Source organism: Roseofilum reptotaenium CS-1145 (assembly GCF_028330985.1).
Lineage (GTDB): Bacteria > Cyanobacteriota > Cyanobacteriia > Cyanobacteriales > Desertifilaceae > Roseofilum > Roseofilum reptotaenium.
The window spans coordinates 1-20,915 of the sequence record NZ_JAQMUE010000025.1; the positions used below are offsets into that span (position 1 = coordinate 1).

At 44.2% G+C, this 20,915-nt stretch carries 15 protein-coding genes and 1 pseudogene; 7 read left to right on the forward strand and 9 right to left on the reverse strand.

Features of this window, described 5'->3' with window-relative positions; all coding sequences use genetic code 11:
• The 5 genes from PN466_RS03270 to PN466_RS03290 all read left to right on the forward strand — a co-directional run.
• The coding region (locus tag PN466_RS03270; protein ID WP_313898520.1) for an ATP-binding protein at positions 1-2,656 on the forward strand (2,656 nt) is incomplete at its 5' end.
• A gap of 14 nt (positions 2,657-2,670) precedes the next feature.
• A complete protein-coding gene (locus PN466_RS03275) occupies positions 2,671-3,639 on the forward strand; it encodes a sensor histidine kinase (protein WP_271936933.1) in 969 nt (322 codons plus the stop codon).
• Between the two features lie 279 nt (positions 3,640-3,918).
• The gene (locus PN466_RS03280) at positions 3,919-9,381 is read left to right on the forward strand and encodes a trifunctional serine/threonine-protein kinase/ATP-binding protein/sensor histidine kinase (protein ID WP_271936935.1); all 5,463 of its coding nucleotides are present in this window, start codon (positions 3,919-3,921) and stop codon (positions 9,379-9,381) included.
• Between the two features lie 279 nt (positions 9,382-9,660).
• The gene (locus tag PN466_RS03285; RefSeq protein ID WP_271936937.1) at positions 9,661-10,377 is read left to right on the forward strand and encodes a COP23 domain-containing protein; all 717 of its coding nucleotides are present in this window, start codon (positions 9,661-9,663) and stop codon (positions 10,375-10,377) included.
• Positions 10,378-10,445: 68 nt separating this feature from the next.
• Positions 10,446-11,753 carry a recombinase family protein gene (locus tag PN466_RS03290; RefSeq protein ID WP_271936938.1) on the forward strand — a complete coding sequence of 436 codons (1,308 nt, stop codon included), beginning with the start codon at positions 10,446-10,448 and terminating at the stop codon, positions 11,751-11,753.
• Between the two features lie 29 nt (positions 11,754-11,782).
• Here PN466_RS03290 and PN466_RS03295 read toward each other — a convergent pair whose 3' ends face one another.
• From PN466_RS03295 to PN466_RS03305, 3 genes are read right to left on the reverse strand one after another with little or no spacing between them, the layout of a single operon-like run.
• The gene (locus PN466_RS03295; protein WP_271936939.1) at positions 11,783-12,454 is read right to left on the reverse strand and encodes a class I SAM-dependent methyltransferase; all 672 of its coding nucleotides are present in this window, start codon (positions 12,452-12,454) and stop codon (positions 11,783-11,785) included.
• Between the two features lie 54 nt (positions 12,455-12,508).
• The gene (locus PN466_RS03300; protein ID WP_271936940.1) at positions 12,509-13,372 is read right to left on the reverse strand and encodes a carbohydrate ABC transporter permease; all 864 of its coding nucleotides are present in this window, start codon (positions 13,370-13,372) and stop codon (positions 12,509-12,511) included.
• A 2-nt stretch (positions 13,373-13,374) separates the two neighbouring features.
• Positions 13,375-13,935: a hypothetical protein gene (locus tag PN466_RS03305; RefSeq protein ID WP_271936941.1), complete on the reverse strand. Its 561-nt coding sequence runs from the start codon at positions 13,933-13,935 to the stop codon at positions 13,375-13,377.
• Positions 13,936-14,006: 71 nt separating this feature from the next.
• Here PN466_RS03305 and PN466_RS03310 point away from each other — a divergent pair, with 71 nt between their 5' ends.
• Positions 14,007-14,396 (forward strand): metal-sensitive transcriptional regulator, encoded by a 390-nt coding sequence (locus tag PN466_RS03310; protein WP_271936960.1) that lies wholly within the window; start codon positions 14,007-14,009, stop codon positions 14,394-14,396.
• A 99-nt stretch (positions 14,397-14,495) separates the two neighbouring features.
• On the opposite strand, the gene aroQ is transcribed toward PN466_RS03310, so the two are convergent.
• The 4 genes and pseudogenes from aroQ to PN466_RS03330 form a co-directional block, all read right to left on the reverse strand.
• Positions 14,496-14,948 (reverse strand): type II 3-dehydroquinate dehydratase, encoded by a 453-nt coding sequence (aroQ, locus tag PN466_RS03315; RefSeq protein WP_271936942.1) that lies wholly within the window; start codon positions 14,946-14,948, stop codon positions 14,496-14,498.
• Positions 14,949-14,977: 29 nt separating this feature from the next.
• Entirely contained in the window at positions 14,978-15,115 is a 138-nt protein-coding gene (locus PN466_RS03320) for a hypothetical protein (protein WP_271936943.1), read from the reverse strand.
• A 137-nt stretch (positions 15,116-15,252) separates the two neighbouring features.
• Positions 15,253-16,506, reverse strand: a complete 1,254-nt coding sequence (locus PN466_RS03325) for a competence/damage-inducible protein A (protein WP_271936945.1) — start codon at positions 16,504-16,506, stop codon at positions 15,253-15,255.
• Between the two features lie 102 nt (positions 16,507-16,608).
• Positions 16,609-16,752, reverse strand: a pseudogene (locus PN466_RS03330) (IS701 family transposase); the annotation flags it as partial.
• Positions 16,753-17,175: 423 nt separating this feature from the next.
• On the opposite strand from PN466_RS03330, the gene PN466_RS03335 reads away from it, so the two are divergent.
• Positions 17,176-17,556, forward strand: a complete 381-nt coding sequence (locus PN466_RS03335; protein ID WP_271936947.1) for a hypothetical protein — start codon at positions 17,176-17,178, stop codon at positions 17,554-17,556.
• A 58-nt stretch (positions 17,557-17,614) separates the two neighbouring features.
• Here the strand turns inward: PN466_RS03335 and PN466_RS03340 are convergent, their stop codons facing one another.
• Both PN466_RS03340 and PN466_RS03345 read right to left on the reverse strand, forming a co-directional pair.
• Positions 17,615-18,811 carry an argininosuccinate synthase gene (locus tag PN466_RS03340; RefSeq protein ID WP_271936949.1) on the reverse strand — a complete coding sequence of 399 codons (1,197 nt, stop codon included), beginning with the start codon at positions 18,809-18,811 and terminating at the stop codon, positions 17,615-17,617.
• Positions 18,812-19,103: 292 nt separating this feature from the next.
• Complete coding sequence (locus PN466_RS03345) at positions 19,104-20,825, reverse strand: ABC transporter ATP-binding protein/permease (RefSeq protein ID WP_271936951.1); 1,722 nt, start codon at positions 20,823-20,825, stop codon at positions 19,104-19,106.
• Between the last annotated feature and the right edge of the window lie 90 nt (positions 20,826-20,915).

Below are 20,915 nucleotides of genomic sequence, written 5' to 3' on the forward strand. Positions count from 1 at the left end.
ACATGAAGACGGGTTGATTGCCTTTAACCGCGATCTGGGCTATTGGCACTGCGACTTGACACAGGTGCAGCAGTTGGCACTGACTGACGATGTGGTTGAATTTATGGCACTGAGGCTACACAAGCTACCTGAAGAAACCCAGAAGATTTTGAATTTGGCAGCTTGTATCGGCAATCAGTTTGACTTAGAAACTTTGGCCATTGTCAGCGAACAGTCTTCAATGGAGGTAGCAGCGTCTTTATGGAGCACACTACAAGAGGGATTAGTTTTACCCCTAGGTCAGACCTATAAGTTTTTCCAAGGGAGCAAGGGAGAGGAAAAAACGCTGGAATCCGACTTATCTGTGAGCTACAAGTTTTTACACGATCGCGTCCAGCAAGCCGCTTATTCCTTAATTCCAGAAGCCAAGAAACAGAAGACTCACTTAAAAATTGGGCAATTATTGTTATCCAATACCACAGAAGAAGAACGAGAAGAGAAAATCTTTGCTCTGGTTAATCAGTTAAATTATGGCGTGGAGTTAATCGTTGAAACCGATGAACGAGAACAGTTAGCCCGGTTGAATTTAGCCGCAGGGATTAAGGCCAAAACCGCGACAGCTTACAGTGGGGCAGTCAATTATTTTGCGATCGGTCGAGAACTCCTGAGGGCGGACTGTTGGCAAACTCAATACGACCTGACGTTAGCCTTGTTCGAGTCAGCAGCAGAAGCAGCTTATTTGAATGGTGAGTTTGAGGCAATGGAAGGATTCATCGAAGAAGTCTTGCGTGAGGGGCGATCGCTCTTGGAACGAGTTAAAGTTTACGAGGTGAAGCTCCAAGCCTATGCCGTCAGAAATCAATTTTTCGAGGCGATCGAAACTGCCTGGACTGTTTTAAAGTTGTTCGGAATTAGTTTTCCTGAATCACCAACCGATGCAGATATTCAACGAGCCTTTGCAGAGACGAAATCCCAATGGGGCGATCGCTCCATTGAAGACTTAAAGGACTTGCCTGCTATGATCGATCCAGAAAAAATGGCAACTTTACGCATTCTGATAAGCATCACTGGGGTAGTCTATATTGCGATGCCTCAATTTTTACCTCTGATTGTCTGCGAACAAATTAAATTATCCATGAACTATGGGAACGCTCGTTGGTCTGCTTTTTCTTATTCTATTTACGGCACAATTCTCTGCGGAGTTCTAGGGGATATTGAAGCGGGTTATCAATTTGGCCAACTCGCTTCACACCTCCTATCTCAATTTAATGCCACAGAAATCACCGCCAAAGTGGTGATTAATACCAATGGGGATATTCGGCATTGGAAAGAACCCATTCAATCGACCATCAAACCGCTGTTCTTCGCATACGAAACCGGCTTAGAAACTGGGGATATAGAATTTGCTGCCTATTGTGCTTGTTATGGAGAAATTTATTCATATTTGGCAGGCACTAATTTAATTGAACTTGCCGAACAAATAGCTATATATAGTCTATCTTTCCAGGAACTTAAACAAGAGACAGTTTTCTATTGGAGCGAAATCAATCGGCAAGCAATTTTAAACTTAATGGAATCTGGAACCAATCCAGGAATTTTGGTGGTGACAGCGTATAACGAAGAAAAATATCTACCGTTTCATCAGGAATCAAACGATCGATTGGCCTTACATATGATTCATTGCCACAAGTTAATTCTGAATTATTTATTCAATCGCTTGGAAGCAGCAATAGAAAATGCTGAGATAGCCGAAAAATATTTAGATGGAGTGACGGCGATGTTTGTGATTCCGACATTTTATTTCTACGATTCCTTGGCTCGATTGCGAGGGTTAAAGGCTCAAGATAAAGCCAATCTAGAAGCCCAACTTCAAAAAGTCGATTCCAATCAGAACAAAATGGAAAAATGGGCGAGCTATGCCCCCATGAACCATTTGCATAAATTCAATTTAGTAGAGGCAGAAAAATGCCGAGTTTTAGGGAAAATAGCTGAAGCTATCGTACTCTATGACCAGGCGATTTCTGGAGCAGAAGACAACAATTTCATCCAAGAAGAGAGCCTCGCCAACGAACTCGCGGCACAATTCTATCTGGATTGGGGTAAAGAAAGAGTCGCTGGTGATTACATGACCGATGCCTATTACGGTTATGCTCGCTGGGGCGCGAAGGCGAAGGTTGACCAACTCGAACAGCAATATCCCCAACTCCTCTCTACCATTGTGCAACAACCCTACTTACAGTTTATAAGCAGTCAAACCGTCACTTCGCCCGCAACACGAACCGTGAGTTCAACGAATAGTACAACTGGCTCAATACTTGACTGGGCAACGGCGATAAAAGCAGCTCAATCTCTATCGAGTGAAATTCACCTAGACAAGCTGGTTTCTATCTTAATGAAAGCAGTGATGGAAAATGCGGGAGCCGATCGCGCTATTCTGCTGTTAAACGAACAAGACGCTTGGCGAGTAGTCGCACAGTGTACACTCCAGGGGGGGCAGTTGCATTCAATATCTGCACCAGAGGAGCAAGCCCTGCCCAACAGTGTTATTAATAAGGTCAAACGCAGCCAACAACCGATTATAGTGAACGACTTTTCTCACGATACCGAATTTGCTGCTGAGTCCTATACCCCCCCCTTAGTTTCCTCTGTGCCCCGATCCTCAATCAAGGCAAGCTGATCGGCATTCTCTATTTGGAAAATCATCTAGTGGTGGGAGTGTTTACAGGCGATCGCGTAGAACTCCTTTCTCTGATCTGTTCCCAAACAGCGATCTCTCTAGAAAATGCCCGTCTCTACGAACAAGCACAACAGGCCCTCAAAGACTTACAAGAAGCCCACTTACAACTGGTGCAAAGTGAGAAAATGTCAGCTTTGGGTAACTTAGTCGCAGGAGTTGCCCACGAAATTAATAATCCGGTGGCATTTATTGCGGGAAACATAGAACCAGCACAAGATTATGTCCAAGACTTGTTTGGCTTAATTGACCGGTATCAGCAAGAGTATCCAGAGCCAAGTGAAGTGATAGAAGAAGAAATCGAATCAATAGACTTGGAGTTTGTGCGCTCCGATTTACCCCAACTGATTGCGTCGATGCGAGAAGGAACCGATCGCATCAGCCACATTAGTACATCTTTACGGACATTTTCGCGCACGGACAAAGAGTATAAAGTCCCGTTTAACTTACATGAAGGGATCGACAGCACATTGCTGATTCTCAAACATCGTCTGAAAGCCAACGATGAGCGCCCGGCAATTGAAATTGTCAAAGACTATGGAGAATTGCCAGAAGTGCAATGTTTTCCCGGACAACTTAACCAAGTATTTATGAATCTGATTGCCAATGCCATTGATGCTTTAGAAGAGTCGAACCAGGGACGCAGTTTTGAGGAGATTGCCCATCAGATTATGATTACCACCTCAGCCATGAAGGAGACAGTGATCATTTGTATTACCGATAATGGTACGGGAATGCCAGAAAACGTGAGAGAACGCATTTTTGAGCAAGGATTTACTACAAAAGCGGTAGGTAAAGGTACAGGCTTGGGAATGGCGATCGCCCGTCAAATTGTTGAAGAAAAACACGGGGGTATCATGACTTTTGATTCAGAATTAGGCAAAGGAACCACATTTAAGATCGCGCTCCCCGTCAGTAGCTTGTGAAAACGACTGAAATAAAAAATCTTCAATCGAACGTGGATTCCCAAAAAAAATGTTAAGTCACCATCATGTTCCAGCAAAGATAGCGATCAAGTGGCTGGCGAACCCCTGAAAAATGGGATCAATTTGGAACTGAACGATTAGCTTTTATTTAAGAAAAAAAATAGTGAGACCATCTCTTACCGAAATCAGGTCAAGTAGGGTATGGTGGCGATCGCGATCTCTATTTGAACTGAAATATAATAATAGATACCATACAACCCCACTAACAAACTTAGAGTAATGATCCCAAAACTTCCTGATTATCACATTAGCGAAACCCTATACGAAGGAGAGCGAACCCTAGTGTATCGGGGAGTTCGCTCTTCTGACTCTCTAGAAGTTGTAATCAAAGTCCTTCGTAATGAATACCCCAGTTTTAGCGAATTGTTACAGTTCCGTAATCAGTATGCTATTGCTAAAAACCTAAAGACTGGCGTTGTCCAACCTTTAAATTTAGAGCGTTATGGCAATGGTTACGCCTTAATTATGGAAGACTTGGGGGCTATCTCTCTGGACAAAACCTTAGCCGAACAGAACTCATTAGATTTAGAAACGGGTTTGCAGATTGCCATTCAACTGGCTGAGATTCTACAAGAACTCGATCGCCAAAGAGTGATCCACAAAGACATTAAACCAGCCAATATCCTAATTCAGCCACAAACCAAAGAGATTAAACTGATAGATTTCAGTATTGCCTCCTTACTGCCTCGCGAAGCACAAGAAATCAAAAATTTTAACGTCCTAGAAGGAACTCTCGCTTATATTTCCCCCGAACAAACCGGGCGGATGAATAGAGGAATAGACTACCGCAGCGACTTCTATTCTCTGGGCGCAACCTTATACCAACTGCTCACCGGAGTCTTACCTTTCCTGAGCGACGACCCCATGGAATTAGTGCATTGTCATATTTCGCAACAGCCAGTGCCCCCAGCAGAATTAACAAAGAAAGACTCAAACCCAGACATCCCAGCAGTAGTTTCAGATATAGTGATGAAACTAATGTCCAAAAATGCAGAAGAGCGCTATCAGAGTGCATTAGGATTAAAATGTGACCTAGAAAAATGTCTAAACCAATGGCAAGAAAAGGGGAAAATAGAAGCCTTTGAATTAGGTAGCCGGGATACTGCCGCTCGCTTCCTGATTCCGGAAAAACTCTACGGACGAGAAAAAGAAGTACAAGCCTTACTTGATGCCTTTGACCGGGTGGCAGGGGCTTCCCCCACAGCCAACTGCTCACTACTGACTCCCCAAGGTGAAGCCCTGCCTACTTCCCGCTGTGAAATGATGCTAGTAGCCGGATTTTCTGGGATTGGTAAAACAGCAGTGGTTAACGAAGTGCACAAGCCCATTGTTCGCCAACGGGGCTATTTTATCAAAGGAAAATTCGACCAGTTTCAACGCAATATTCCTTTTTCTGCCTTCGTCATTGCCTTCCGCGATTTGATGGGACAGCTTTTAGCAGAGAGCGATGAACAACTGCAACAATGGAAAGACAAAATTCTGGCTGCCTTAGGCGAACAAGCCCAAGTCATTATTGATGTGATCCCAGAACTAGAGCAAATTATCGGGGCGCAACCGAGGGTCGAGGAATTGTCTGGCAGTGCGGCCCAAAATCGGTTTAACCGACTATTCGAGCAGTTTATCCAAGTTTTTGCCACCCCAGAACATCCCCTGACGATCTTTATTGATGACCTGCAATGGGTCGATGCTGCCTCTTTGAAGTTAATCCAACTGCTGATGTCCGATAGACAACGGGGCTATCTGTTGTTATTGGGAGCCTATCGCGATAATGAAGTGTCCCCCACCCATCCCCTGATGTTGGCAATCTCCGAGCTGGAAAAATCCGGTGCCCAGCTGCAAACGCTCACCCTCGAACCCTTAAGCCAAAAAGATCTCGGTCGCCTAACCGCCGACACCCTCAGTTGCGCTCAAGCAGTTGCCTTGCCCCTAACAGAATTAGTGTATGGAAAAACCCAGGGCAATCCATTCTTTTCGACCCAGTTTCTCAAAGGATTACATGAGGATGGCTCGATTGTGTTCAATCGGGATGTGGGCTACTGGGAATGCGACTTGACCAAAGTGCGAGAATTAGCCCTGTCCGATGATGTGGTGGAGTTTATGGCAGCCAGATTGGACAAGTTGCCCCCCCAAACGTGCGAGATGTTAAAACTAGCCGCCTGTATCAGCAACCGGTTTGAGTTGGACATTCTAGCAGCAGCAGGGGACCTGACCTGGGAAGAGGCAGCAGGTGCCCTATGGCCAGCACTGCAAGAAGGGTTCATCTTGCCCATCAGCAATACCTATAAGTTCTTCCAAGAGACGATAGGGGAAGCCAAAAATGTGCTCACGGATGTGAGAGTGAACTATCAATTCCTACACGATAGGGTTCAACAAGCGGCTTATTCGTTAATTCCCGAAGGGCAAAAGCAAGTGACCCATTATCAGATAGGCAATCGCCTGTTGGCTTATTTAGGGCCGGTAGAACGGGAAGAGAAGATTTTCGATATTGTCAATCAAATCAATATCGGACGCGAGGAGATTGTCCAGGGGGAGGAAAAAGAACAACTTCTTGAACTTAATTGGCGTGCGGCTCAGAAAGCGAAAATAGCGACGGCTTATGAGGCGGCGAAAATGTATTTCCAGATAGCGATAGAATTGCTGCCACAGGAGGCTTGGGAAACGCTTTATGAGCTAGCCTTTGGACTTTATTTTGGTCTGGCTGAAGTCCAACTTATGAGTGTTGATTTTGAGGCGTTAGACACCAATTTAACAACTTTGCTTCCCTTGGCCCAGTCTCCTGTAGACCGCGCTCGCATTTACATGCTCAAAACGAATCAATCTGTCCTGCAAAACGCTTATGTTAAAGCGATTGAAGTTGGTTTGGCAGGGTTGCGAGAGGTTGGAATTGAGGTTAACCCAGAAAATATCAAACGATTGGTTCAAGAAGATGTAGAGGCGATTACCGCCCAACTCGAAAATCGCCCTATTAATGTTTTGTTGGATTTACCGGAAGCGACTGACCCGGGAGCGAAAGTGGCGATCGAATTGCTGATGAAAGTGATAGCAGCAGGATACTTTAGTGGCGATCGCGATCTCTATAATTTTGCCGCAGTCAGAAGCACGCGCTTGTCCATCGAATATGGCAATTTTTCCAAGTCAATTATGGTCTATGCCAGTTATGGTGAATGGCTGGGGTTATTGAAAAATCAATATCAACAAGCCGTACAATTTTGCGAGTTGTCTCTGCAATTGAGCTATAAGCTCAAGAATAAGTCTGAGCGCTCAAGTTCCTGTTTCTTACTCGGTGGCTGTGTTTATGTAAAAGCCAAACCCATTCAAGATGCTCCCAAAGTGAATTACGAAGGGTTCTTAGCTGGGCTGGAATCAGGAGATGTGCAATATACCGTCTATAACTTATTTGCCAATATTTACAATCGCATCTTTGGGGGAGAAAACTTAAGAGATATTGCCACCGATATCGAGAAGTTTTCGGCGATCGCCAAAAAAATGCAAAACGATCTTGCCCTTAATATCTTCGAGGGCTGTCAATTTTTCATCCAGAAACTCTCTGGGCGCACGGATGAGGAAGGTGCGGCAGAACAAGCTTGGTTTGAACATCATATTGCTGCCAAATCTTATCTTCCCCTGGGGATTTACACCATTCTTCAGATGCACGCGGCTTGCGTGTACGGGGATTTTGAAGGGGGTTGCAATTACACCATAGAAGCGAGTAAGTTTTTTATGGCTTGCGAGTCTTTTACAACCGCTTCGGGATATTATTACTACAGTTCTTTGAACTGGTTGAGACGCGATGGCGATTTGTCCGAAGAGGAGAAATCGCAAATCGAAAGTAATCAAGTCAAGATCAAACGTTTCGCTGATAGCTGTCCGGAAAACTTTCTACACAAATATTTACTCGTCGAAGCTGAACGGGCGCGAGTGACGGGTAAGCAAATGGAAGTGATGGAACTTTACGATCGCGCGATCGCCGAAGCAAAGGCCAGTAAGTACATCCAAGAAGAAGCTCTCGCCAATGAACTGGCTGCTCAATTTTACCTCGACTGGGGCAAAGAAAAAATTGCTCAGGCCTATATGACCGATGCCTACTACTGCTACGCCCGATGGGGTGCAAAAGCCAAAACTCACCAACTGGAAGAAAAATATCCCCAACTCCTCTCGCGAATTGGGCAACCAGGCGAAATACTTGAGAGCGATCAAAGTGTTACTTCCACCTTGACACAAACGGTTAGTTCGAGTAGTAGTACAACTGGCTTGATGCTGGATTGGGCAACGGCGATGAAGGCATCTCAGTCCCTATCAAGTGAAATTCAGTTGGACAAACTGGTTTTAGCTCTGATGAAGGCAGCGCTGGAAAATGCTGGAGCTGATAGTGGCATTCTGCTTTTAAGTCAACCAGAAGGTTGGCAAGTGGTAGCCCGATGTTCGGGAGAAAACTATGAGTTGCGTTTGAACGAAGCATCCGATGATTGTGCCTTGCCAACAAGCGTGATTAATAAGGTCAAACGTACCCAAAAACCAATTATTGTCAACAACTTTTCTAGCGATACTCAGTTTGCAGCCGACTCTTATCTACTTCAAGGGCAGCCCAACAGTTTCTTGTGCACTCCTATTCTCAACCAAGGCAAGCTCATTGGCATTCTCTATCTGGAAAATCATCTGGCGGTGGGGGCTTTTACCAGAAATCGCCTGGCACTGCTCGAACTTCTGAGCGCTCAAGCCGCGATTTCCATCGAAAATGCCCGACTCTATCATCGCTTAGAAGAATATAGCCATACCCTCGAAGCGCAGGTGGAGCACCGAACTCAGGAACTCAATGACAAAAACCGGCACTTGCAAACGACTCTAGAGCAATTGCAAAGGACTCAACTTCAGTTAATCCAGAGCGAAAAAATGTCTAGTTTAGGGCAAATGATAGCGGGCATTGCCCATGAAATTAACAATCCTATCAGTTTTATCTCGGGCAATATTATTTACTCACGCGATCATTTCCACACCTTGTTAGAGGTGCTCGAACTTTACCAACAAGAATTTCCTGATACAAGTGTGACCCTCGCAGAAAAGCTAGAAGAAAGCGATTTGGATTTTGTTAAGGAAGATATGAAAAACATCCTCTTCTCTATGGAGACAGGGAGCGATCGCATTCGCCATATTATTTTGGGATTGCGTAATTTCTCTCGTTTGGATGAGTCAGGAATCAAACGAATAGATGTCCATGAAGGATTAGATAATACCCTGATGATTTTACAGCATCGCCTCAGTTCTACTGGGAAGCGAAAGGAAATTAAAATCACTAAAGAGTATGCGAAGCTTCCTCGAATTAACTGCTATGCCAGTCAACTCAATCAAGTGTTTCTCAATATTATCACCAATGCAATCGATGCCCTAGAATCTTGCGGTTCTCAGGTGTCTTCTAAAACAAGAGAAATTCGCATTAGCACTGAGGGGACTGATACACAAAAAATCAAGATTCGCATTGCAGACAACGGGCCAGGAATCAGTGATAGCATTCGCCAGCGTATATTTGACCCGTTTTTCACCACCAAACCTGTCGGTAAGGGAACCGGTCTAGGTTTATCCACCAGTTACCAAATTGTCACCGAGCAGCATAGGGGACAGTTGTACTGTTTCTCTGAGCTGAAAAAAGGAACGGAGTTTGTCATTGAGATTCCCATTGAGTTATAGAAGAGAAGGAGTTGCTTAGGACAGTTAGATGAGTGTTTGAGCCAATGGGCAATGTCCTAACTCTTCCTTTCTCTGCTATAGCCTGGAATTGACCACACTAGCACTATTGACAATTGCCAAACCGAGTCTTGATATCCCTGAACCCAGAAAGGTACTGTATCGCTAAGGAAAGAATCAGGGTTTCAAGCCCATTTTTACAAGAATGACATAAAGAGGGATATAACTGATTTTTCTCCCGTCATTACTAAGTGAAGTCATTGTTCAAAGAAACCTCGAATCATGAAACCTCATCTGAGTTTACTTCTAAGTGTTACTGTCGTTCTTCTCGCCTCTCCCTCTCTGGCACAAACCACCTGGCCGAGAGATTTTCCTGTCGATACTCAACCTGCACCCTCTGAACCATCCTCTAGTGTTCCGACGGATGGAATTCCGGTAGAGACTCAACCCCGGTTTACTTGCGAAATTGAGCAGGGACAACCAACGGTAATGTATCATCCCACCAGTCAACCGAATCAATCTTATGCTTGGGCTACTCCTATTGAACTGGGAGGAGGATGGACACCAGAACGTCGATGTACAGAAATTAGTAGACGACTGGAGTTTTATCGCGCCGATGGATTGCTGGAATTGCAAACGGGTTTTGAGAATGATTATGATACGGTTTGTGTCACTACCCGTGCAGATAATCGCTGTCGCATCGTTCTCACCGTTCCTCCTGGACGAGATCCAGGGTTAATTCGCGATCGCGTATTTGAGAATTTGGCGATCGCTGATAGCGGCCAAAATACGCTTCCCGTCACCACTTTTACTGAAGGACGTAGCACTAGCAACTGGTTAGATCTGCTGGGCCAAGTTACGAACCGCGATCTATCCGGACTCAACCGCATTCCCACACCCCAACCCGAAACCCCTCAACCGCGTACCCTATCCAATGGAATCGATCTCAGACCATTCCTCGATCCAGCCGATGGAGGAACCGGCCAACATCTGCGTTAAAATGGGAACTCTTAAGGGAAAAACCGGTTGTTCCTATTCCCCATTCCCTATTCCCAGCGCGAAGCGCTATGAAAATTCTCGCCTATGTTTGGTGTGATCCCATCCTCGAATCTCCCCCTGAATCCAGTATTTGGGGATGGGAAGTCGATCGCATCTACCAAGATTTAGGGGGAAGAGAAGAACTCAAAACCCTATTTCAAGACCTGGAAGCAGAGGAAGAAACGGGTGATATTTACTTGCTCATTCGCCGACTGGAAGAACTGGGAGATAATGCAGAAACGATGGCTCATGCTCTCGGGCGCTTAGAAACTCAAAATGTACAGGTAATTGCACTTCAGGGTGAAGAACAACCTAGAGCAGAAAATAGCGATATTCTCCAATTCTTTAATCACGTCCAAACCTATTATCGCAGCCTCCACATTCGCCAAGGTCACGCTCAAAATCGTCTGCAAGCTAAACCCCCACCGGGAAAAGCACCCTATGGTTATAAACGCAACAAAAATAGCTATAGTCTAGACCGCAGTTATGCCCCCGTTGTTAAAGACTTTTTTGACCATTTTCTCCTTTATGGATCGGTTCGTGCTGCCGTTCGCTATCTGAATCAAAAATATCGCAAAACAATCTCCGTCTCCACCGGTAAACGATGGCTCATCAATCCCGTTTATCGAGGAGACACTGCCTTTAAAAACGGCGAAATTCTTTCCGATACTCATACCCCTATTCTCTCACGAGAAGAAGCCGCCCAAATCGATCGCCTCCTGCGTCGGAATCGTCGCCTTCCTCCTCGCTCGGCAAGCGCTCCGCGATCGCTCTCTGGCTTAGTTTCCTGTCAAAACTGCCAATCCGGAATGAAAATCACCCGTGTTACCCGTCATCGTCAACCTGGCGAATATCTCTATCTGCGTCCCATTCACTGCCCTCGACAACCCCAATGCAAAGGATTACGCTACGAACAAGTTTTAGACGCAACCATTACCCAAATTTGTCAAGACTTACAGCCAGCCGTTTCTAAACTTACTCTCCCCGATCTCGAACAGATTGAATCACAACTTCAGCAAAAAATCAACCAGAATCAAAAAATCTTAGACCAATTACCTGAACTGAAAAAAAACGGAATCCTTGATGCAGAAACAGCCGATCTTCGTGCCTATAAACTCCGTAGCGAACTCTCCAAACTACAAGCCAATTTAGCTGCACTTCCTCCGGTTAATTTAACCTCAGTCGCCCAAGCGGTTTCGATTCCCCAATTTTGGCTCGATCTTTCTGAAGCAGAACGGCGCTTTTACTTGCGTGAATTCATCCACCAAATTCAAATTATCCGCTCCTTCGATACCTCTCCCTTCAAGTGGTTGGTGAAACTGATTTTTATCTTCTGATCCTTAGTTTAGCTATCCCTTACTAAAAGTTAAGATTGACTATCCCAACTAAGAATCTGAATCCCATTCCAAAATGTAGGATATCCATTGCCCGGAGTCAGTAATTCCAGTAATAAACTACATTCAGGGTTAAGAGTAACGAAATCTAAATTCGCTTGCTGAACTTCTTTTTCATTCGCATCATCTACAATCAGAATCGCTTTAGGAGCTAGAAAGGGACGGACAAGGAATAAGCCCATGAGTTGGGAACGATAGTCATGCGCTCCATCATAAAGATAAACACCGATTTTGTTTTCGGTTTCTACTTCTCTGAGATCGGCAAAAAAATCTTCAAAGTCTTGGCAGCAGAAACACACTTGACTCTCTAAACCAAATCGTTCTAAATTCTCTTGTAGTGCGGGTTGATTTTTACCTTCTGGATCAAATTCAGAAAAATTATCGACTGCATAGGCCATTCGATCTGGAGCATCTAGAAGCGCACCAATAAGGGTTGCTCCTTGATAACTTCCAATTTCACAGTAAATTTCATCGGGTTCCATACAATATACTGCAAAATTCAATAACTGCATGACATTGGTGGTTGTCATACCTCGCAGATACTGTCCAACTTCATAAAACCGGTTAGATGTAGGATGAATAGAGTGGGTTCCCCAATTTTCATAGAGGGAGGGGAGTTGCTCTAGGAACTGATGATAATCCATAGGTAGACTCAAGGGAAATCAAGTATTATCGATATGATAACAAAACTGAGTTCATTATGAAATTTGTTTTAATCTTAAATTTACAATAGACAATCCCATAATCGCTAAAAACAAGACTAGCCCAATTGTACAAGCATAGCTCATTTCCAACTTCTGAAAGGCTTGTTCATAAACATAATAAACCAAAGTTTTAGAGCTGTTTCTCGGTCCTCCTTGGGTCATGATATACACTTCTTCAAAAACTTTAGTGGCTGAAATGGCGGAGATAACGGCGACTAAAAATAAATAGGGTTTCATCAATGGTAAGGTAATATCCCAATGCTTGATGATGCCATCTGAACCATCAATGGCAGCAGCTTCGTAGAGTTCTTGGGGGATACTTTGTAGACCAGCTAAATAGATGACCATATAATAGCCCAGTCCTTTCCAAATGGTGACGACCATGACACTATAAATTGCCCATTGGGGACTGGTTAACCAGGGAATCGTGGGTAGATTAAAAGAACTTAAGGCTTGGTTAAATAAGCCATTTTCCGCATAGAGCCATCGCCAGGCAATTCCCGCAACGACCATAGAAATAATTACGGGGGTATAGAAGGCGGCTCTAAATCCACTGATACCCTTGATTTTTTGATTGACTAAAATGGCCAATCCTAGGGGAAGGATGACCAGTAAAGGGACAACACAGAGCAGATATAGGAGCGTATTTCTAAGCGTTTGCCAAAAGAGGCGATCGCTGCCTAATCGCTGGAAGTTTTTTAAACCCATCCATTGAGTTTGTTGGCTGATTAAATCATAGTTAAATAAACTCAGGTAAATGGCTTGCAAAGCGGGCCAAAATACGGTTAAGCTTAAAATCAGTAGGGCAGGCAGCAAAAACAAATAGGGAGTTAATCTCTTCAGCCGTGTTGCATCCATAGTTATACCTCTGGCCAGAGGCGCTCAAGTTGCTTTTTCCAAGCAGCTAGAACTTGCTCCCGTTCTTGGGCATTTTGCGATAACTCTCCCATCATACCTTCTTCATAAAATCGATGCAGTGTTTGCAGGGTACCTTCTAGGGTTTGTCCTTGGGCTTTGGAGGCTTCTACAATCATCCGTAATTGTCGTTCTAATTGGGATTGGAAATAAGGAGTTAATCCTTCTTCTTGCAAGCGGGTTAACCGACCAATAGCCTCAGCAAAGGGTTCTGGTTTTAATCCCTCTAGCTGATGGCGATAAACCACCCATATCACCCCTTGATGGATAGCATAACGAGTTTCTTGGGTGACTTCAAAATTGGACTCTAATAGGTCTTCAAAAAAGGGTTTGGCTTCTTCAACTGGAGCCATCGGTGCTAATCCCATGACCCAAGATTCATCGTCGGAGAGCAGTACTAATAATCGTAAATTTTCCCGATTGATTTGCCAGGAACCTGGACTTACCTCAGTAATCTTGTCACCAAATAACTCGTCTAATACTTTATTAATCTCTTCAGGAGTCATAAACCCAAATGTGTTCTACAATTAATATCATGCTCCAAGTTATCACGGCTGGCAATATTCACCTTTATCCCATGACCGACTCCCCATCTCCTAATCCTTCTGAATCTTTACTCCATCATCACCATCCCCATGAAGCCAATTCTTTGCACCCCCACGTTCATAGTGAAGAATCCCTACGACAAATTGTCAATCAACTCTCGCGGATTGAGGGCCATGTGAGGGGAATTAAGGGTATGGTACAACAAAGTACCCCCTGTCCTGATGTGCTAATTCAGCTTGCAGCAGTCCGGGGGGCGATCGATCGGGTGTCTCGCATTATTTTAGATGAACATTTGACCGAATGCATTGGTCGAGCGGCTCGTGAGGGGAATATTGAGGAAGAACTGGATCAACTTAAGGCTGCTCTAGACCGATTTTTGCCGTTGGCGAAGAAGAAGTCGAAGTCCAAGAAAGAGGGCTAGTGAATAGTTAAGGGCATTAGGTACGATTCGTTGTAGGGCTTTAGCCCTAAAATGTTCGGAGGGCTAAAGCCCTACAACGAAGGACATCCACTATCAAAGCTATGGGTTATTGGCTTTTGGCTGAAGATGAGAGACTAGGGCTTTTAACCCTAAACGGTAGCTTTCTGGACCGAAACCGCTAATTTGCCCAACAACCACTGGTGCTAAATAGGAGTGGTGGCGGAAGGGTTCGCGACGGTAAATGTTGCTGAGGTGAACCTCGACGGTAGGAATGGAAACGGCAGCGATCGCATCTCGCAGAGCTACACTGGTATGAGTATAAGCTCCCGCATTGATTACAATGCCTTGATAGCGATCTACTGCCTGATGGATGGCATCGACTAACTCTCCCTCATGATTGGATTGAAGGGTGGTTACCTCCACTTGAAGGGTTTTGCCATCCTCTTTCAATTGTTGATTAATCTCAGCTAGAGTGGTCGCACCATAAATTCCTGGTTCTCGCAGCCCCAATAAATTGAGGTTAGGGCCGTGCAATACCAAAACGTTCAACAAGTTTTAATATCCTCAGTTGATAGAACAGTTTATCGTCTCGATTCGCGGTCATTAACGGGAATTGGAATCGGCTCTGGTTCAGGCTGGATATCTGGCCCTAAGAGGGCTTCAATCAGTTTACGAGCCAATTCTTTGATTTTTTCCCAGATTTCGTCGATATAGTCCATTCAGTGTGAAACTCCTTTTGCTGAACTCTAGCCCAGTACATTCAAACTGGGTTAGTCAATCAAAGGCTTAATCCTTTCTTTGATCATAACGAATGATCACAGATCGGCAACCTTTGTTGTCATGAGTTTTCAAAAGTTTAAGATTTATGCAAGTGTTGCCGCAGCCGATCTAAGGCCCAAGATTGGCTAAAATCCCGTAGGGTAGAGCGATCTAGTATACTGGCTAACTGCTGGCGATAATGGGTTACTTCTCCATTGGGTGACGCTAATCCGATGTAAACTAAGCCGACGGGTTTTTCTGTTGTGCCTCCACCGGGGCCGGCAATGCCTGTGATACTAAGGGCCCAATCAGTGTTTAATTTCTGTTGAATACCTGTGGCCATTTGTTCGGCGATGCGATCGCTCACTGCACCATAGGCTTCTAAATCATCCGGATTGACCCCTAATAAGCCGATCTTGACCTGATTATCATAGGCGATGACTCCCCCCCTAAAGTAGGCAGAACTGCCCTGTACAGCCGTAATTGCTGCCCCTAAACCGCCCCCAGTACAAGATTCGGCGACGGCTAAGGTTTGTCCAGACTCTAACAATAACTTGCCGACGACATCTGCTAAGGTTTGGTCATCTACGCCAAAGCAGTATTCTCCGGCTATGGCTCGAATATGGTCTTCTACAGGATTAATCAGCCCTTGTGCTTCTAGTTCAGATGCGGCACAAGTGGAAATTCGCAACTTCACCAACCCTTTGCCTGCATAGGGCGCTACTGTCGGATTTTTATACTCAAAGACTTCGGGTATTTTTTCCACTAAAGCCGATTCCCCAATGCCCCAAAACTTGAGGGTACGGCTATAAATCATAGTTTCGCCCCATCCCTGCTGTTTGAGATAAGGAACGGCTGTTTCTTTCCACATGCGATGCATTTCACTGGGCACTCCAGGAAACGTCATCAGGGTTAAATGAGGACGCGGATGCCAGATAATTCCCGGAGCAGTGCCACTGGGGTTAGGCAAAATCATGGCTCCTTCGGGGGTGAGCGCCTGTTTGCGGTTACTGGGGTTCATGGTGCGTCCCCGTTGCGCATATTTGGCTTCAATATCGGCGATGACTTCTGGGCGCTCAACTAAGTGGGTTTCAAAGAAGGAGGCAATAGTTTCACAGGTGAGGTCATCGGGTGTGGGGCCGAGTCCTCCCGTAAATAGTATAATTTCGGACTGTCGATCGAGGGCGGTGGCGATCGCCTTTTTCAGACGCTCTACATTATCCCCCACCACGGTTTGATAGTAATGGGGAATCCCCAACTGCGCCAACTCTTGAGCTAAAAACTGGGCATTACGATTGAGAATATCTCCCAGAAGTAACTCTGTGCCCACACAAATAATTTCGGCTGTCATACACGCACATACAGTTTCAGATACCGATTGATTTTATCATTTCAGAAATGGGTAATGAGTAATGAGTGATGAGTAATTTATATTACAAAATTAGGAGGTAATAATGTTCATCATGACCCAAGAAGTTAAGTTTTCTGGTAGGGTAGAAGTATCCGTAGTTATTTGCCAATACGTTCTCCTCCTTCGGTGACCAAATATAATCTCTCTAATGTAACTCTCTTCTGATGTTTCATTGGTAAATATTCGATTCTTTGACATCCCAAGGAGAACTGACTATAAAACGATGTAGTAATTAAGGAGAGGTAATCTCCACTACTTTATTGACCTTCTATCTGATTGTATCTTAGTTCTCGGAAAGTGACAGAAGAGGATGATACAAGAGGTCTAATGAAGCGTGAAGTATTTCTGAGTTTACCTCAAGGATAAGGGGCTGGTGCACAACTGAAGATAATATAAACGAATGTAACGGGCGAGCACGTGAAATTGCCGAAAACTCATAGATATTTTAACTTAATCGGTGTTTTTGTAAAGAATTGTAAATAAAATTTAATCAATCTTGTCCTATATGCCAACAAAACTTAAAATTCTTCATGAAGCTTATGCTCTATAGATAGCCCCAATCCCTATCTACTCGATCAACCCTTAGAACTCTTAGGAGTATTTTTAACTATGGCATTTCTAAAAAATTTACTCGGTGGCAAAAAAAATAACTTTCAAGTTCAGTTTGATGAGACTCCAAAAACGGAGGCTCAACCTGTAGCTACTCCTGCCCCAGCTACTGAAGCACCTGCCCCGGCGGCTGAAGTTCCTGCACCAGCGCCGAAGAAAACCAAAACTTCCATCAAGGCAAAACAGAAAAAGGCAAAACAGGAAGCCCCCCCTGCACCGACTCCTGCACCAAAACCAGTTGCTCCAGCAAAACCAGCTCGACCTGTTGTAGAAGGAGGGTTTGCAACCCAGTACATGAATACAAGGACAGGCATGAGTCGCCGTCGTCCTGGAGCCAACATGAAAAGCTTTTTAGATATGGCTCGGACAGCGAAAAAATAGGAAATAGGGAATAGGGAACAGACTATCTTCGTGTCCCCCTATCCCCCTATTTCTCACTCTAGGTTTGCTGAGACCACAACCGGGTGGGGAGTCCCCAAATATAGATGAAGCCTTCAGCCGCTTTATGGTCAAATACGTCTTCTTCGCCGTACGTAGCCCAGTCTAGACTATAGAGACTCTGGTCAGATTTGCGGCCGACAACCGTGGCTGAACCTTTGAACAGTTTTACTCGTACTGTACCCGTGACTCGCTCTTGAGTATTGGCGATAAAACCATCTAACGCCCCCTTCAAAGGAGAGAACCAGAGTCCGTTATAAACTAATTGACTGTAGGTTTGCTCAATTCCCCGCTTATATTGGGTCACATCAGCAGTGAGAGTTAAGCTTTCTAAATCCCGGTGTGCTTGGATGAGGACTAAGAGAGCTGGGGTTTCATAAATTTCCCTGGATTTAATCCCCACGAGACGGTTTTCAATCATATCAATGCGACCGATACCGTGGTTTCCGGTTATTTGATTGAGTTGGGTAACTAAAGCCACTGGATCGATCGCCTGACCATTAAGGGAAACGGGTAGACCCTTTTCAAACCCAATCTCAACATATTCCGGTTCATTGGGCGTATCGGAGATCGCCTTGGTCATCTGATAAACTTCTTCTGGAGGCTCTGCATAGGGGTCTTCCAGAACGCCGGCTTCGATCGCCATTCCTAATAAGTTACGGTCAATACTATAGGGAGATTTCTTTGTAACGGGCGCAGGAATGCCGTATTTTTCCCCGTATTCAATGGTTTGTTCGCGGGAAAAGCCCCATTCCCGTGCAGGAGCCAGGATTTTCAGACTGGGGTTGAGTGCGCCAATCGCAACGTCAAAGCGCACTTGATCATTCCCTTTACCAGTACATCCGTGGGCGATCGCATCTGCCCCATATTCCTGAGCTGCTTCCACCAACAGTTTAGCAATCAACGGCCGGGCTAAAGCCGTCGATAAAGGATAGCGATTTTCATACAACGCATTGGCTTGAATGGCGGGAAACCCATACTCTTTCACAAAGGTTTCCGTCACATCAGCCACCAAGGATACACTGGCTCCAGAATCAAGCGCTTTCTTGCGGATGGGTTCCAACTCATCCCCCTGACCCAGATCCGCCGCCAACGTAATCACTTCTTCCACTCCCCATTCATTCATCAGGTAGGGAATACAAACGGAGGTATCTACACCTCCAGAATAGGCTAAGACAACTTTTTTGGCACGACCCATAGGTTTATTTACCCTAAAAACATTAATCGGCTCTTTCAATTAAAAATTAAAAATTAAAAATTAAAAATTAAAAATTGATTACGAGTTATGGAGTGGGCAAGCCTATCAGGGTCAATGCTCAAGGCTCTCGGTGTAGCTTAACGACTCTCCGGGCTATTATAGCGCTGGGTACTATAGTGTTTACAACTATTGGAAAGCGGCATGGATAGCTTGTTCGAGATCTTTCATTATAGCCAGGAGCAATCCCATCCTCCGATCTTACTCCCTATTGCCTAGCGCAAAGCATTGTCCCCTAATCTTTGAACTGGTAATCCTGTACTGAACGGAGTCGCCAAGTCTCATCATTCATGACTTCCAAAACTTGGTGATGATAATGTAACAAAGTGGGGCGGTGTCCCACACTGATATAAGTGGTCGATAGAGCTTCTAAATGTTTGTAGAGAATTTGCTCATTGTGGATATCTAGAGCGCTCGTGGCTTCATCCAACATAGCATACCGGGGTTGAGTCAGTAACAAACGGGCAAAAGCTAGGCGCTGTTGTTCTCCCATAGACAAAATGGAATGCCAGTCTTCAATCCGATCTAAATTATCCAATTTTTCAGCCAGGTTAGGTAGGTTAACCTGGTTGAGTACTTGATAAATTTGGCGATCGGGAATATTCAGATCAGTGCGTGGATAGAGGAGTTGATCGCGAAGAGAGCCTAAAATCAGATAAGGACGTTGGGGTAAAAATAGAATTTCTTCTAAGGGTGGGCGGTAAATTATACCGGTTCCAGAATCCCACAAACCCGCAATTGCGCGTAAAATAGAACTCTTGCCACAACCGCTTACACCGACAATTAAGAGTCCTTGGCTGCTAGGGACTTGCAAAGATAAGTCTTTCACTAAAGTTCTTTGATAATTGGGAGTTTGCAAAGTAATCTGGTTGAAGCTCAATTGCGATTCCTCAATCATCGTAATTCTCGGAGTTTTGTCGAGGACTTGTTCCCTGTTCTCTTCTAGCGCTTTAGCAAAACTTTCTAAACGTTCAATTCCTGCCATGAAATCAGTCAGATACTCAAACCTTCTGATGATAACATTCAAGGAATTAAATACTCTTCTAAAAGCTCCTAATGCTTTTTGTAAGTCACCGACTTCTATGCCCGGTTCTCCTCTTAAAATTCTCGGTCCAATAAACAAGGCAGGTAAAACCCAGGTAAGATAATCATATAAATTTTGAAAGATATCTAAATTCCTTTCCCAATTGATAACTTGATTGTAAACATCTAGAGCCTTATTGAAAATTCTTTTTAAGTGTTCATATTCTCGGTCAAACCCATTATAAAATGCAATGGATTCACAATTCTCCTTGACTCTGACCAGACTAAATCGAAAATCAGCCTCTCTTTTTAGAAATTCTTTTTTGATCGGAATTAAAATACTGCCAAATCCAAAAACGGTAATCAATAAGCCGCCAACAGAATAGATGCTGATGACAATAACCAACAACTTGGAAACATTCCAAAGCAAGAAAATAAATCCAAACAGATTAAGAAACGATCGTGTGAACTGTCTAAAAACAGTGACAGACCGATGACAAAAATCGTTGATATCTTCAGCAATGCGTTGATCCGGATTGTCAATTTCTGCATTGAAAACATTGATCCGATAAAAGTTCATATCTGCAAAATACTTTTGCAGATAGATATGCGTTAAGGATTTTCTAGAATGCCAACGAATTTTATCTTCTAAATACCTCCAGATAGCCATGACAACTGCCAATGAAACAGATAAAATCATATAATAAAATACAGATTCCCAAAATCTTGGAATATCCAAATCCACCAAGGAAGTCATCAAATCGCCTTGCTGTTTCAGTTGATTAACTGCGATTAAGGAATCTAGACTGAGAAAAATGAGCATAAATATAACCAAGCTATATCCTTCCCATCTATCTGGAGACTCCCACCAATATAATTTACCGACTATCCAAAAGCTTTTAAACGCAGTAAATCTAGCCCCGATCCATTCCATATAAGTCCTACACTATAGTTCTAGATTTTTGGATTATAGCCTTTTTTGTGGACGGTTCTAGTAAAGGGTAAAACTGATTTTTTCTGGTTT